Below are 14,409 nucleotides of genomic sequence, written 5' to 3'. Positions count from 1 at the left end.
GAGGGCGTGCGGGAGCCTGTGAAAGACTGGCTCGGATGGCTCTCATGTTACCGGCCGATTCGGCCACAGCCCGGAGCGTGGTCGGGGTGGCGGACGACCTTCTCGACGCCGTCGCCGGACGGGCGGCGGGCCGGATCCGCTCCGGCGTCCTGGTGGTCGTCGACGGGCTCGGCGCGATCGCCCTGCGGGCCCATGCAGGGCACGCCCGGACGCTCACGGCCGATATGACCAGGCGCGATGTCGCCGTGTCGGTGTTCCCCTCGACGACGGCCGCCGCGCTGACGAGCCTGCTCACCGGCGTCTGGCCGGGGGAGCACGGCCTGGTGGGCTACCGGGTCCTCGACCGGACGCAGGACCGACTTGTGAACCAGCTGAGCGAGTGGGAGAGCGCCGGAGTCGATCCGCTCCGCTGGCAGCCGCGCCCGACGGTGTTCGAGCGGGCGGCGGCCGGAGGGCATCCGGTCTTCGCGCTCGGCGTGGCGGCCTACGCGCACAGCGGGTTCACCAGGGCGACCCTGCGCGGTGCGACCTTCGTCCCCGCCGCGACCGCCGCGGAGCGCGTGGCCGCGGCCTACGCCCTCGCGGCCGAGCACGAGGGCGCTCTGGTCTACTGCTACCTGCCGGAGGTCGACAAGGCGGGGCACAGGCACGGCATCGACTCCGCGGAGTGGGTCGCGGCGCTCGAGGAGGTCGATGCGGCGCTCGGCATCCGCGTCCCCGACGGCGTCGGCGTCCTCGTGACGGCCGACCACGGCATGCTCGACGTCCCCGCCCATCGCCAGGTCGTCTTCGACGAGACGGATGCCGGGCTGGAACTGGTCCGTCACTTCGGCGGCGAGCCGCGGATGCTCCACCTCTACCTGCACGACGGCGTCGATCCAGATGCCGCCGCCGAGCAGTGGCAGGCCGACACCGCGGGCGTGGCGGACGTCGTGACACGTGCCGCGGCGGTCTCCGCCGGTCTCTTCGGCCCGACGGTGACGGATGCCGCCGCATCCCGTATCGGGGATCTGCTCGTCGTGGCGCGGGGCAACCGGGCCCTGTACGACGGCACAGCAGCCGATCAGCGCAGCCGCGGGATGATCGGGCAGCACGGCGCGCTCACGCCGGAGGAGCGTCAGGTGCCCCTCATACGTCTCGGCTCGCTCGCGCGTTGAGACGGTGGCGCGTCACTCGTCGGTGCGCGCCCCGAAGACGATCTCGTCCCAGGACGGCATCGCGTTGCGACGCCGCTTCCGGGCGGAGGACTCCTGCGCGGGCGGCGGGGGGGCGGGATCCGGTTCCTCGTCCTCGTCGGCATAGCCCGGCTCGAGGGCGTCGAAGAGAGCGATCGGACTCGGCGGCTCCGCAGTCTCGTGCTCGTCCTCGATGATCGGAGCGGTCTCGCGCTGACCGCGCCGACGGCGGAGCGCCTCCAGCAGATCCGCCGTCTCCGCGCTCGTCGTGCTCTCCTCGGGCGCGCGTTTGATCGCGGCGTGCTGAGCGGCCGTCGGCGCGTGGTCGGGGAGCGCGGGCTCCTCCAGATCGGCTTCGGGATCGGCGAGCGGGCGGAGCCCGAACGCACCGGAGTCGAAGCGACTGTCGTCCTTGTACGGCGACGGAGTCCGCTCGCTGTCGACCGCGCGGAGGCGGGGGATGAGGCCCTCGGGAAGGGAGCCCTGCCTGGACAGCTGGGTGGCATCGGCGTTCAGGGGGGCGAGGGCGCTGCGGCGCGGGTCGAAGCTCCAGCGCGCATCGTGGTCGATCTCATTGGCGGTGAACTCCAGCTTGATGATCCAGCCGGACTCCTCCTTCCAGCTGACCCAGCGCTCTCCCGAGGCGGCGACCTCGGCGAGCTTCGCCCGGATGGCCGTGCCGAACGTCGGCTGCGCGTCCGGCTCGACCTCGCTGCCGATGAGGACCGGGACGGCGAGCGCCTGGCCGACCACATGCTCGCGCTCGGCGAGGACGGGTCCTTCGAAGCGCGCGACGACCGACTCCTCGACGCCGAGCAGCTCCGCCACCTCCGGCGCGGACAGCCCGGAGCGGATGTGGGCCTGGATCTCCTTCGGGCTGGCGGCCAGACGCGGCGCCGATTCCGGCGTCCTCGAATGCGCGCGACGGATCTCGGCGCGCAGGAGGTCGTCGATGGGCAGCGCGAAGCGCTCACCGGACGCGGTGGCGAGCACGAGCACACCGGATTCGGTGCCGACGATCGTGACGTTTTCCATGCGAAAGCCCCTCTGATGGGTGTTCTGCCATGGTGTCACGCGTGCGGTCCGAAGCCGGGAATAGCGCGGGCGTGCCGTCAGTTTGATCGGGTGCGGCGAGCGGCATTTGCGAAATGCCGTCGAGTCGTGCAAACTATGGCCGCCGCTTACCCGACGGCGCCCCACCCACTAGCACCATGAAAGTGGAGATTCACCGCATGGCAACCGATTACGACGCACCTCGAAAGAGCGAAGACGACTCCGAGTCGATCGAAGCCCTGAAGGAGCGTGTGCCGGACAAGCTCTCCGGCTCGACGGGCGACGAGGACTCCGACAACCCGTCGAGCTTCGACCTCCCGGGTGCCGATCTCTCCGACCTCGAACTCGACGTCGTCGTGCTGCCTGCGCAGCAGGACGAGTTCACCTGCATGAGCTGCTTCCTGGTGAAGCATCGCTCGCAGCTCGATCACGAGGGCCCGGAAGGACCGATCTGCAAGGAGTGCGCTGCCTGACAGCCGTCCGATACGTCACGCGCCCCCGACCGTCCGGTCCGGGGCGCGTCGTCGTTGCGCGGCGCCTCAGCGCTGTGCGGCGCGGATCGCGGCGGCGAGCCGGTCGGGGGTGCGGGTCGAGATCGTCCAGCTCGGCGCGGGATCGTCCGGATCGGTGTTGGGCACGATCACGATGCCGTCGATCCCTCCGCGGATGAGATGCCAGCCCGTCGCAGGCAGGCCCGGTCCGCGTGCCTGTCTGGCGTCCTCCCCGGTGAGGGCGACGGGATCCCCCAGCCAGCGCGTCTCGATGCGCGCGCGCCCCGCGCGCAGCACGGAGCCCTCGACCGAGACCACGGGACACGCGAGGATCATCAGGAAGATCACCGCCGACGCGGCCGCGACGCCGAGGACGAGGGCGAACGCGGAGCTCACCGGCACGAGGACGAGCGCGATCATCGGCGCGAGCACGGCGGCGGACACCAGCATCCAGAGGCTGGGCGCCAGGCGCTCCCGGTAGCGCGGACGTGTGGCGGGGACGGTGTTCTGCATTAGCCTCGTGGGGTGAGCGATTCGATCGATCTTCCCATTATCGCCTCGGTGCTGCCGGGCTACGCGCATCCGGGGGATGCCGGAGCCGATCTGGTGTCGGCGGAGGACGTGCACCTCGAGCCGGGCGAGCGCGCGCTCGTGGCCACGGGGGTGCGCATCGCGCTCCCGGACGGCTACGCGGCCTTCGTCGTCCCGCGGAGCGGCCTCGCGGCGAGGCACGGCATCTCGATCGTGAACGCGCCGGGCACCGTCGACGCCGGCTACCGCGGTGAGATCAAGGTGAGCCTGATCAACACGGACACCCGGAGCGCGTACGATGTGGCGGTCGGCGATCGCATCGCCCAGTTGATCATCATGCCGGTGACCCGTGCCGTGTTCATCCCCGTCGAAGAGCTCCCCGAGAGCGTCCGCGGCGAGGGGGGCTTCGGGTCGACCGGGTACCAGGCAGGGGGCGGCGGGACGATCGCCGCAGGGGAGCAGTCATGACAGAGCAGAACGAACAGCCCGCCAAGTCGGCGCCGGCGTCTCGCGCGGAGGACGGGCCCTTCGACGAGAGCGAGGTCAATCCGGTCCGCCCGTACATCGACCTCGGGGGAATCAAGATCCTGCCCAGGGAGGGGTTGAACCTCCGGCTCGAGGTCGAGGAGCAGACCAAGCGCATCGTCGCCGTCGGTCTCGATTACGCGGACTCCTCGCTCCAGGTGCAGCCGTTCGCCGCACCTCGCTCCGGCGGTCTGTGGGACGAGACGCGGGTCCAGCTCAAGGATCAGGTCCGCTCGCAGGGCGGACGCGTCGAGGAGCGCGACGGCCCGCTCGGCAAGGAACTGCTGGCGGAGGTGCCGGCGACCGCCGCGGAGGGCTCGGGGCTGCGTCTCGCGCGCTTCGTCGGGGTGGACGGGCCGCGCTGGTTCCTGCGCGGCGTGATCGGGGGCGCGGCGACGAGCGACGTCGAGGCGGCCGCGAAGGTCGAGGATCTCTTCCGTTCGCTCGTCGTGGTCCGCGGCGGATCGCCCATGCCCCCGCGCGATCTCATCCCGCTCAAGATGCCGGCCGCTCCGGGATCGGCGTGAGCGAGGACCGCGCGGCCCGCGACGACCAGGACGAAGCGCAGCCGCGCGCTTCCGAGGTGCTCGGCGCCGCCCTCGGCGGAGCGGCTCGCAGGGCGGGACTCGACCCGGCGGACGGCGCGAGCACGCAGCAGGTCGTGTGGAGCGCGATGGGCGGCTGGCGGGGCATCCTCGAATCGGTGCTGCCGAGCCTCGCGTTCGTCGTCCTGTTCACGGTCACGCCGGAGCCGCTGATCCTCGCTCTCGGGGTGTCGGTGGGACTGGCGGCCGTCTTCACGGTGGTGCGTCTGCTGCAGAAGTCGCCGCCGGCTGCGGCCATCGGCGGGCTCGTCGCCGCGGGCGCCGCAGCGGCTCTCGCCCTCTGGACCGGTCGCGGGGAGGACAACTTCGTCCCCGGCTTCGTCACGAACGCCCTCTACGGGTCGGCGATGATCGTCGCCGCGCTCGTCGGCTGGTCGCTGATCGGCCTCGCGGCGGGATTCCTCATGGGCGAGGGCACGGCATGGCGTCGGGACCGTCGCAAGCGCAGGGTGTTCTTCTGGCTCGGGATCGCCTGGGGCGCGCTCTTCTTCGCGCGTCTGGCCGTCCAGCTCCCGCCGTACTTCTCCGGAGACGTGACCGCTCTCGGCACGCTCAAGCTCATCATGGGCCTGCCGCTCTTCGCGCCGATGATCGCCGTGACGTGGCTTGCCGTCCGGGCCCTCTACCCGCGCGAGTCACCGTCGGACACGACGCCCTGAGCATGGTAGATTTATCTTGATATCAAGATAAATTGCAGGCTTTCGCCCACGGCCGGCACGGAGCAGACTGGTTAGGTCCGCCTTGCTAGCCGACGGGGCTCGATGGCGAGCAAGATGGAGGGGCCTGCCCCCCTCCATCCGAGTAGAAGGAGACGGATTCGTGTCCACGGTGAACAGCTTCGGTGCCCGGAGCACCCTGACGGTCGGCAGCACCGACTACGAGATCTTCCGCATCGACACCGTCCCCGGTTACGAGAAGCTCCCGTTCAGCCTCAAGGTCCTCCTGGAGAACCTGCTTCGCACCGAGGACGGTGCGAACGTCACGAAGGCGCAGATCGAGGCGCTCGGCTCCTGGGATGCCGCGGCGGAGCCGAACACGGAGATCCAGTTCACGCCCGCTCGCGTGGTCATGCAGGACTTCACCGGCGTGCCCTGCATCGTGGACCTCGCGACCATGCGCGAGGCCGTCACGGCGCTCGGCGGCGACGCGAACAGGATCAACCCGCTCTCGCCAGCGGAGATGGTCATCGACCACTCCGTCATCGCCGACCTGTTCGGCACGGAGAACGCTCTCGAGCGCAACGTCGAGATCGAGTACGAGCGCAACGGCGAGCGCTACCAGTTCCTGCGCTGGGGTCAGACCGCCTTCCAGGACTTCAAGGTCGTGCCCCCGGGAACGGGCATCGTCCACCAGGTGAACATCGAGCACCTCGCCAAGGTCATCTACGACCGCAGCGTCGACGGCGTGCTCCGCGCCTACCCGGACACCTGCGTCGGCACCGACTCGCACACGACGATGGTCAACGGCCTCGGCGTGCTGGGCTGGGGCGTCGGCGGCATCGAGGCCGAGGCGGCCATGCTCGGCCAGCCGGTGTCGATGCTCATCCCGCGCGTCGTCGGCTTCAAGCTGACGGGTGAGATCCCCGCGGGAGTCACGGCGACCGACGTCGTCCTCACCATCACCGACATGCTGCGCAAGCACGGCGTCGTCGGCAAGTTCGTCGAGTTCTACGGCGCGGGCGTCGCATCCGTCCCCCTGGCCAACCGCGCCACCATCGGCAACATGAGCCCGGAGTTCGGATCCACCGCGGCGATCTTCCCGATCGACGAGGTCACCACCGAGTACCTCCGGCTCACGGGCCGCGACGAGCAGGCCGTCGCGCTCGTCGAGGCGTACGCCAAGGAGCAGCACCTCTGGCACGACGCCACGAGGGAGCCGATCTTCAGCGAGTACATGGAGCTCGACCTCGGCACGGTCGTGCCGTCGATCGCCGGCCCCAAGCGCCCGCAGGACCGCATCCTCCTCTCCGAGGCGAAGACGCAGTTCGAGCAGGACATCCTCAGCTACGCCGACGCCAGCACGACGGACGACATCGTCGACCTCGAGTCGAAGCACTCGTTCCCCGCCTCCGACCCCGGGGCCGTCCCCGGCGAGGAGGACACGAGCACGCGTCCCGTCCACATCTCCAGCGGCGTGAGCGGCGCCTCCAAGCCGGTCAAGGTGAAGTCTCCCGCGGGCGACTCCTACATCCTCGATCACGGCGCGGTCACCCTCGCCGCGATCACCTCCTGCACGAACACCTCGAACCCGTCGGTGATGATCGCCGCCGGCCTCCTCGCCCGCAAGGCGCTGGACAAGGGGCTCAAGCAGAAGCCGTGGGTGAAGACGACCCTCGGCCCCGGCTCGAAGGTCGTCACCGACTACTACGAGAAGTCCGGCCTCGACAAGGACCTCGAGGGACTCGGCTTCTACACCGTCGGCTACGGCTGCACGATCTGCATCGGAAACTCCGGACCCCTCATCGAGGAGGTCTCGGCAGCGGTCAACGACAACGACCTCGCCGTCACCGCCGTGCTCTCCGGCAACCGCAACTTCGAGGGCCGCATCAGCCCCGACGTGAAGATGAACTACCTCGCCTCGCCGCCGCTGGTCGTCGCCTACGCCCTGGCCGGGTCGATGCACTTCGACTTCGAGCAGGACGCGCTGGGCACGGACGCCGACGGGAACGACGTGTTCCTGAAGGACATCTGGCCCTCGCCGGACGAGGTCCAGGAGATCATCGACACGTCGATCTCGCGCGAGCAGTTCATCAAGCAGTATGCGACCGTGTTCGACGGCGACGAGCGCTGGACCAGCCTCCCCACCCCGACCGGCCCGGTGTTCGAGTGGGACGAGCAGTCGACCTATGTGCGCAAGCCCCCGTACTTCGAGGGCATGACGATGGAGCTCACCCCGGTCAGCGACATCACCGGCGCGCGCGTCATGGCCACGCTGGGGGACTCGGTCACCACCGACCACATCAGCCCGGCCGGCAACATCAAGGCCGGCACCCCCGCCGCGCAGTACCTCACCGAGCACGGCGTCGCGCAGAAGGACTTCAACTCCTACGGTTCGCGCCGCGGCAACCACGAGGTGATGATCCGCGGCACGTTCGCGAACATCCGCCTGAAGAACCTCCTCGTCTCGGCCGTCAACGACGGCGCGGTCGTCGAGGGCGGCTTCACCCGCGACTTCACGAAGCCCGACGGGCCGCAGTCGTACATCTACGACGCCAGCCAGAACTACCAGGCCGCAGGCACGCCGCTGGTGATCTTCGGCGGCAAGGAGTACGGCTCCGGGTCCTCGCGCGACTGGGCGGCCAAGGGCACCAGCCTGCTGGGCGTCAAGGCCGTCATCACCGAGAGCTTCGAGCGCATCCACCGTTCGAACCTCATCGGCATGGGCGTCGTGCCGCTGCAGTTCCCCGCGGGCGAGAGCTGGGAGTCGCTGGGTCTCGACGGCACCGAGACCGTCTCGATCACGGGTCTCGAGGAGCTGAACGACGGCATCACGCCGAAGACGGTCCGCGTCACGGCCGCGCCCAGCGAGCACTCGCCCGAGGGCAAGCAGACGGTCGAGTTCGACGCGGTCGTCCGCATCGACACGCCCGGCGAGGCCGACTACTACCGCAACGGCGGCATCCTGCAGTACGTGCTGCGTTCGCTGGTCTGATCACCGGCAGGAGGGCCCGGATGCCTCGGCATCCGGGCCCTCCTGCTTCCGCAACCCGGGTGTCCTGACCTCTCCCGGCGGATTCCCCGACGCACGCTCGGGGGATTCCCGGAACCCGGCGGTAGGATCGATGAGGACTTCAGGAGGTGCGGATGCCCATTCTTCCCGGCATCACGGGACCACGGGACCTCGACGGGCTCAGTGCGAAGCAGCTGGACGAGCTCGCCGGCGAGATCCGCGAGTTCCTCGTCGAGAACGTGTCGCGCACGGGCGGCCATCTGGGCCCGAACCTCGGCGTCGTCGAGCTCACGATCGCCCTGCACAGGGTGTTCTCCTCGCCGGATGATCCGATCATCTTCGACACCGGGCATCAGTCCTACGTGCACAAGCTCCTCACGGGACGGCAGGACTTCTCGGCGCTGCGCGTCCGCGGAGGGCTCGCCGGCTATCCGCAGCGCTCGGAGAGCCCGCACGATGTGGTGGAGTCCTCGCACGCCTCGAGCTCGCTGAGCTGGGCGGACGGCGTCTCGCGTGCCCTGGCGGCGACGGGGCGCAGCGACCGGCACGTGGTCGCCGTGGTCGGAGACGGTGCGCTCACCGGAGGCATGACCTGGGAGGCGCTGAACAACATCACCGACGACAACGATCGCAACCTCGTCATCGTCGTCAACGACAACGGACGTTCCTACGCCCCGACGATCGGCGGGATGTCGCGCTACCTCAACCGCGTGCGCACGGCCGCTGCGTACAAGGACCTGCACCACCGCTCCGACCGCTTCTTCCGCCTCTTCGGCCCCGTAGGGCGAGCCGTCTTCCGCGGCGTCCGCGGAGGCACGCACGGCTTCCTCTCCCGCTTCACCAACAACGAGGCGCTGTACTCCAACCTGGACATCAAGTACCTGGGGCCGGTGGACGGCCACGACCTGGAGGCGCTGATCGAGACCCTCGAGCTGGCGAAGTCCTACGGCGCGCCGGTACTCGTCCACGCGATCACCGAGAAGGGCCGCGGATACCAGCCCGCCCGCGACGACGAGGCCGATCAGTTCCACGCGGTCAACCGCATCGACCCGGCCACGGGCGAGCCGCTGTCGAGCAGCGGACGCGGCTGGACGGATGTCTTCTCCGATGCGCTCGTCTCGGTGGGGGAGCGCGAGCCCGCCGTGATCGCGATGACGGCGGCGATGCTGCGTCCCACCGGACTGGCGCCGTTCGCGGAGCGCTTCCCCGATCGCGTCTACGACGTCGGCATCGCCGAGCAGCACGCGGTCGCCTCGGCGGCCGGCCTGGCATACGGAGGGCTGCATCCCGTCGTCGCACTGTATGCGACGTTCATGAACCGCGCCTTCGATCAGGTGCTCATGGACGTGGCGCTGCACAGGGCGGGCGTCACGTTCGTCCTCGACCGCTCCGGCGTCACAGGTCCGGACGGTCCCAGCCATCACGGCATGTGGGACCTTGCGATACTGCAGATCGTGCCGCGCATCCGCATCGCCGCTCCGCGCGACGCAGTGCGTCTGCAGGAGGCGCTGGAGGAGGCCGTGGCCGTGGACGACGCGCCGACGGTGATCCGCTTCCCGAAGGGCGAGGTCGCTCCGGACCTGCCCGCCCTCGAACGGCTTCGCGACGGAGTGGACGTGCTCTCGCGCGGCGAGAGCGAGGACGTCCTGCTCGTCGGCATCGGGCCGTTCGCCGCACTGGCGATGGACGTCGCCGAACGGCTGCGCGCCCAGGGCATCGGGGCGACGGTCATCGACCCGCGATGGGCGATCCCGGTGCAGCCGTCGGTGGTCGCGCTCGCGGCGCGGCACCGCCTGGTGATCACGCTGGAGGACGGCATCCGGGTCGGCGGCATCGGCACACGCGTGCGTCAGGTGCTCCGGGAGGCGGGTATCGACACCGCCGTGGACGAGCTCGGCCTGCCGGACGAGTTCATCGATCACGCCTCGCGCGAGCAGATCCTGGCGGATGCAGGGCTCACCGCCTCGAAGATCGCCCAGGACGTCGTCTCGCAGGTTCTCGGCACGCGCATCCCCGTGGCGCGCCATGCGGGCGAGACGGGCGCCATCGACCTTCCGCTCCACGAGAAGCGCTGAGCGGAGATCCCTCGGCGCCGAGGCGCGCCCGTTCTCAGTTCAGCGCGTGGAGCGCGGCGACGGCATCGGCCGGATCGCGATCCGTGGCACGCAGCGCCGCGGAGAGCAGGTAGCCGTCGGTGAGGGCGTCGCCGGTGATCATGACCCGTACGATCTCGACGCCGCAGTCCCGCAGGGCGGTCTCCGCGCAGGCCGTCAGCACCTGGGTCCCGAGCTCGGCATTGGTCGGCAGCGTCTCGCCTGCGATGCCCCGCACGACGTCGCGCATGGCGGAGCCCACGATGTTCGCCGCCCGCTCGGCGACGTTGACGACGTCCAGCTCGAAGACGCGCAGCGCCCGGCCGCTCGCGACCGGCCGCCATTCGAAGGAGGCGTGCACGAGGTGCTGGTGCCCGCTGGACCCCGTCAGCTGCCGCGCAGGCAGATCCGTGGCACGGCACCGCACGTCGATGAGCTTGTACCAGTAGAACAGGGGGAAGGTGCCGTGCGTCCCCGGGGAGAGCACCATGACCTCACCGGTGGCGTTCGGCACGCCCTTGGGCTTTCGGACGATCGGCTTGCCGTTGCGGGTGCGGATCGCCGCCCACCCCTCGTCGACGGTGACCATGAACAGCTTGATGAGCGCGGGCACCACCAGCAGCGTCGTGAGGACGGCCGTGCCCGTCTTCAGGAGGCTCGATGTGCCGGAACCGCTGAAGAGGGAGAGGAACCATTCCATGGCTCCACTCTTCCCGATACCGGGCGTTCACCTGCGAGGGAACGCCCCCGTCCCCGAGGAGTTCACCGTGATTTCCCCCGGCGTTACCCGAAAACGAGGAGCGGGCGCGGCTCGATGACCGGCCCGCTCCTCAGCGATGCTCAGCGGTGCTCGATGCCGCGGATCGGAGGGGTGTGGAACGTGCCCTGGAAGACGCGCTCGCTGGCGCCCTCGCGATCGAGATAGGGCGATGCCCCGCCGTCGATGAAAGGCCAGCCCGCGCCGAGGATGAGGCACAGGTCGATGTCCTCCACCTCGGGGACGACGTGCTCGTCGAGCATGATCCGGATCTCCTGCGCCAGTCCGTCCTGGACACGGGCGAGGATGGTCGCGGCGGATGCGGGCGAAGAGCCGGTCTGTCCCTTGAGCGCCTTCTCGGCGGCCTTGGTCCAGCCGGTCACGCGGCCGCCCTTGTCCTTCTCCACGACCTCGTCGAGCTCCGCGAGCACGTGGAAGTTCTCGTTGGCGTAGAACCGGTCGGGAAAAGCGCGCACCATGGTGTCCTGCACATGCGCAGCGACCTTCCAGCCGACGAGATCGATGAGCTGGAAGGGGCCCATCGGGAGGCCGAGCGGCGCGAACGCCCCCTCGACGTCCGCGACGGGCGTTCCCTCGTAGACGGCGCGCGCCGCCTCTCCCATCACCTTCGCGAGGAGCCGGTTCACGACGAAGCCGGGCGCGTCGGCCGTGAGCACGGCGTTCTTGCCCAGTCCCTTCGCCACGACGAAGGCGGTGGACAGCGCCTGCTCGTTCGTCACGGGCGTCTTCACGATCTCGATCAGCGGCATGACCGCCACCGGGTTGAAGAAGTGGAAGCCGACGAGGCGTTCGGGATGGGCGAGCTTGGCGCCGATCTCCTCGACGGACAGCGAGGAGGTGTTGGTGGCGAGGATCGCATCCTCCGCGATGATCTTCTCGATCTCGCCGAAGACCTGCTGCTTGACGCCGACCTCCTCGAACACCGCCTCGATGACGAAGTCCGCGTCCGCGTACTCGCTCTTGTCGATCGTCCCGTGGATCAGACCGCGCAGCTTGTTGGCGGAGTCGGCGTCGACGCGTCCCTTCGCCTCGAGCTTGCCGATCTCCTCATGGATGTAGGCGACGCCCTTGTCGACGCGCGCCTGGTCGATGTCCGTGATGAGCACGGGCACCTGCAGCTTGCGGACGAACAGCAGGGCGAACTGGCTGGCCATGAGACCGGCGCCGATGATGCCGACCTTCGTCACGCCGCGGGCGAGCGTCTTGTCCGGTGCGCCGACCGGCCGCTTCGCGCGTTTCTGCACGAGGTCGAAGGCGTACATGGACGCCGCGAACTGGTCGCCGGTGACGAGCTCGGCCAGCGCCTCGTCCTCGCGGGCGAAGCCCTCGGCCTTGGTGCCGCTCTTCGCCTTGTCGAGCAGCTCAAGGGCGGCGTACGGCGACTTCGGCACGCCGCCGATCTTGGACTCCAGCATCCCGCGGGCGACCTTGACGGCGATCGGCCATTTGGTGAGACGTTCGATCCTGCCCGGCTCGTTCTTGCGCTCGACCTTCGTGCTGCCGGTCAGCACGGCGTCCGCCCAGGCGAGCGAGTCCTCCAGATAGTTGGCGGCGGGGAAGATCGCATCGAAGATCCCGTAGTCGTACGCCTGCTGAGGCTTCAGCATCCGGTTCTGCTTGAGCGGGTTGGAGATCACGACCTCCAGCGCGTTCTCGATCCCGATGAGGTTCGGCAGCAGGTAGGCGCCGCCCCAGCCGGGGATGATGCCGAGGAAGACCTCGGGCAACGCCACGGCCGCCGCTGAGGCGTCCACCGTGCGATACGTGCTGTTGAGAGCGATCTCGAGGCCGCCTCCGAGCGCGAGCCCGTTCACGAAGGCGAAGGACGGCACGCCGAGCTCGCCGAGCGAGCCGATCACCTTGTGGCCGAGCTGCGCGATGAGCCGGGCGTTGTCCTTCGAGCCGACCCTGCTGATGTCGGACAGGTCCGCACCGGCCGCGAGGATATACTGCTTCCCGGTGATGCCGACCGCCTGGATCTCCCCGGCTGCCGCTCGGGCCTTCAGCCCGGCGAGGGTCTCGCCGAGCTCGGTGAGGGTCGCGGGGCCGAGCGTGTTCGGGCGGGTGTGGTCGCGGCCGTTGTCCAGGGTGATGAGGGCGAGCACCGCGCCGGAGGCGAGACGGACGTCGCGCACGGGAGAGTGCGTGACGACCTCGTCATCGGTGAGCGCGAGGATCGGGGAGAAGTCGATCGCTTCGTAGTCGGTCATCGCTCTACTTCCTCTTCTTCCCGTCGTAGTGCGGATTCTCCCAGACGACAGAGCCGCCCTGGCCGAGACCGACGCACATGGCCGTGAGGCCGTAGCGCACGTCGGGGCGCTCTGCGAACTGCGCCGCGAGCTGGATCATCAGCCGCACACCGGATGCGGCCAGAGGGTGCCCCAGCGCGATGGCGCCGCCCCAGGGGTTCACGCGCGGGTCGTCGTCGGCGATGCCGAAGTGGTCGAGCAGCGAGACGACCTGGATCGCGAAGGCCTCGTTCAGCTCGAACAGCCCGATGTTGGCGATGGTCAGGCCCGCCTTCTTCAGGGCCTTCTCCGTGGACGGGATCGGTCCGATGCCCATGATCTCCGGCTGCACCCCGGCGAAGGCGAACGAGACGAGCCTCATCTTGGGGGCGAGTCCGAACTCCTTCACGGCGCCTCCGCCGGCCAGCAGCGACATGGTCGCGCCGTCGGTGAGCGGCGAAGACGTTCCGGCCGTCACGCGCCCATGCGGGCGGAACGGCGTCTTGAGCCCGGCGAGATCCTCCATGGTGGTCTGGGGGCGGCGCCCCTCGTCCTCGGTGGCCAGTCCCCAGGCGCCGTCGTCGCCCTTGATCGCGACCGGCACGAGGTCGGGCTGGATCTTGCCGGCGTCGTATGCTGCCTGCACCTTGTGCTGGCTGAGCATCCCGAACCGGTCCGAGCGCTCCTTGGTGAGATGCGGGAAGCGGTCGAAGATGCGCTCGGCCGTCACCCCCATGTTCAATGCTCCCGGGTCGACCATCTTCTCCGCGACGAACCTCGGATTGGGGTTGGCGTTCGCACCGATCGGGTGATGTCCCATGTGCTCGACGCCGCCGGCGAGGGCGAGGTCGTACATGCCGATGCCGATGGACGCCGCCATCGTCGTGACGCTCGTCATGGCGCCGGCGCACATGCGCTCGATGGCGAGTCCTGGCACGGTCTGGGGGAGACCGGCGAGGATCGCGACCGACCGTCCGAGCGTGAGGCCCTGGTCGCCGGTCTGGGACGTCGCGGCGATCGCCACGTCGTCGATGCGATCCGCCGGCACTCCGGGATTGCGCTCCATGAGCCCGATCGTCGCCTTGACGGCGAGGTCGTCCGCGCGGGTGTTCCAGTACATGCCTTTTTCGCCGGCGCGCCCGAACGGGGTGCGCATGCCATCGACGAAGAAGACGTCCGAGATCTCGGCCACTCTGCCTCCTGGGTTAGGGATGAGGCCAGCCTAGGAGGCGGGAGGAGCGCACGGGAATCGCTTGGATCG

The 14,409-nt window shown here is 69.5% G+C and carries 12 protein-coding genes; 7 read left to right on the top strand and 5 right to left on the bottom strand.

Features of this window, described 5'->3' with window-relative positions:
• Positions 1–35: 35 nt before the first annotated feature.
• The gene (locus ACYVGQ_RS09890) at positions 36–1,157 is read left to right on the top strand and encodes an alkaline phosphatase family protein (protein ID WP_460784455.1); all 1,122 of its coding nucleotides are present in this window, start codon (positions 36–38) and stop codon (positions 1,155–1,157) included.
• Between the two features lie 12 nt (positions 1,158–1,169).
• On the opposite strand, the gene sepH is transcribed toward ACYVGQ_RS09890, so the two are convergent.
• Positions 1,170–2,210 carry a septation protein SepH gene (gene sepH / locus ACYVGQ_RS09885; protein WP_460784454.1) on the bottom strand — a complete coding sequence of 347 codons (1,041 nt, stop codon included), beginning with the start codon at positions 2,208–2,210 and terminating at the stop codon, positions 1,170–1,172.
• A gap of 197 nt (positions 2,211–2,407) precedes the next feature.
• Between sepH and ACYVGQ_RS09880 the strand changes: the two genes are divergently transcribed.
• Complete coding sequence (locus ACYVGQ_RS09880; protein WP_429460727.1) at positions 2,408–2,701, top strand: DUF4193 domain-containing protein; 294 nt, start codon at positions 2,408–2,410, stop codon at positions 2,699–2,701.
• 66 nt (positions 2,702–2,767) lie between these two features.
• Here the strand turns inward: ACYVGQ_RS09880 and ACYVGQ_RS09875 are convergent, their stop codons facing one another.
• Positions 2,768–3,232 (bottom strand): DUF3093 domain-containing protein, encoded by a 465-nt coding sequence (locus ACYVGQ_RS09875; protein ID WP_460784453.1) that lies wholly within the window; start codon positions 3,230–3,232, stop codon positions 2,768–2,770.
• Positions 3,233–3,244: 12 nt separating this feature from the next.
• Between ACYVGQ_RS09875 and dut the strand changes: the two genes are divergently transcribed.
• From dut to dxs, 5 genes are all read left to right on the top strand, one after another.
• The gene (gene dut / locus ACYVGQ_RS09870) at positions 3,245–3,718 is read left to right on the top strand and encodes a dUTP diphosphatase (protein WP_460784452.1); all 474 of its coding nucleotides are present in this window, start codon (positions 3,245–3,247) and stop codon (positions 3,716–3,718) included.
• A complete protein-coding gene (locus ACYVGQ_RS09865; RefSeq protein WP_460784451.1) occupies positions 3,715–4,302 on the top strand; it encodes a DUF3710 domain-containing protein in 588 nt (195 codons plus the stop codon). Before dut ends, ACYVGQ_RS09865 begins: the two co-directional genes overlap by 4 nt.
• Positions 4,299–5,039, top strand: a complete 741-nt coding sequence (locus tag ACYVGQ_RS09860; protein WP_460784450.1) for a DUF3159 domain-containing protein — start codon at positions 4,299–4,301, stop codon at positions 5,037–5,039. Before ACYVGQ_RS09865 ends, ACYVGQ_RS09860 begins: the two co-directional genes overlap by 4 nt.
• A gap of 160 nt (positions 5,040–5,199) precedes the next feature.
• The gene (gene acnA / locus ACYVGQ_RS09855; protein WP_460784449.1) at positions 5,200–8,031 is read left to right on the top strand and encodes an aconitate hydratase AcnA; all 2,832 of its coding nucleotides are present in this window, start codon (positions 5,200–5,202) and stop codon (positions 8,029–8,031) included.
• Between the two features lie 152 nt (positions 8,032–8,183).
• Entirely contained in the window at positions 8,184–10,124 is a 1,941-nt protein-coding gene (gene dxs, locus ACYVGQ_RS09850; protein WP_460784448.1) for a 1-deoxy-D-xylulose-5-phosphate synthase, read from the top strand.
• Positions 10,125–10,158: 34 nt separating this feature from the next.
• On the opposite strand, the gene ACYVGQ_RS09845 is transcribed toward dxs, so the two are convergent.
• The 3 genes from ACYVGQ_RS09845 to ACYVGQ_RS09835 form a co-directional block, all read right to left on the bottom strand.
• Positions 10,159–10,842 carry an SPFH domain-containing protein gene (locus tag ACYVGQ_RS09845; RefSeq protein ID WP_460784447.1) on the bottom strand — a complete coding sequence of 228 codons (684 nt, stop codon included), beginning with the start codon at positions 10,840–10,842 and terminating at the stop codon, positions 10,159–10,161.
• 140 nt (positions 10,843–10,982) lie between these two features.
• Complete coding sequence (locus ACYVGQ_RS09840; RefSeq protein ID WP_460784446.1) at positions 10,983–13,130, bottom strand: 3-hydroxyacyl-CoA dehydrogenase NAD-binding domain-containing protein; 2,148 nt, start codon at positions 13,128–13,130, stop codon at positions 10,983–10,985.
• A gap of 4 nt (positions 13,131–13,134) precedes the next feature.
• On the bottom strand, positions 13,135–14,340 hold the full coding sequence (locus tag ACYVGQ_RS09835; protein WP_460784445.1) for a thiolase family protein: 1,206 nt from the start codon (positions 14,338–14,340) through the stop codon (positions 13,135–13,137).
• Between the last annotated feature and the right edge of the window lie 69 nt (positions 14,341–14,409).

The organism is Microbacterium tumbae, assembly GCF_054780175.1.
This window is presented reverse-complemented; position numbering and strand designations above follow the sequence as displayed.